A 425-nucleotide genomic window follows, 5' to 3' on the forward strand; every position below is an offset into this window, starting at 1 on the left:
CCGTGGAGCGACCAATGACGCGGGCCGCGGCTGACGGTTAGCCGACCAGCCTTTCGCCGGATGCCAGTGACAACATCCGAGCATGAACTTAACTATTCGAAACGGCTAATGTTCCGTTCGAGCCAGCGGATCATCGCTGCGCTTGAATGTCGGTTTCCAGTCGCGGTTGCTCTTCGCCTGGATCCCTTCGTAGTCAGGAACTACGGTGAAAAACACCGACCGGCGGTCGCGAGGTTCGAATCCCATCGCGCTCACCATTGCTCACTCATTCGCAAACACCAGCGAGACATTGCCGCCGGCGTGGCGCTCGAGCCGGCCGGCGAGGTCGAGTTCCAGCAGCACCATGAAGACCTGGGCCGGGTGCAGGCGGGTGTGGCGGGTGATCTCCTCGGCCGCCACGGGGGTCGGGGCGAGCGGCTCTATAA

General features: G+C 62.6%; 1 pseudogene. It reads right to left on the reverse strand.

Annotated elements, in window-relative coordinates:
- Positions 1-261: 261 nt before the first annotated feature.
- A pseudogene (locus tag EN993_RS36730) lies at positions 262-425 on the reverse strand (DNA-protecting protein DprA); the annotation flags it as partial.

This window comes from Mesorhizobium sp. M7D.F.Ca.US.004.01.2.1, assembly GCF_003997785.1.
GTDB classification, from domain to species: Bacteria; Pseudomonadota; Alphaproteobacteria; order Rhizobiales; family Rhizobiaceae; genus Mesorhizobium; species Mesorhizobium loti.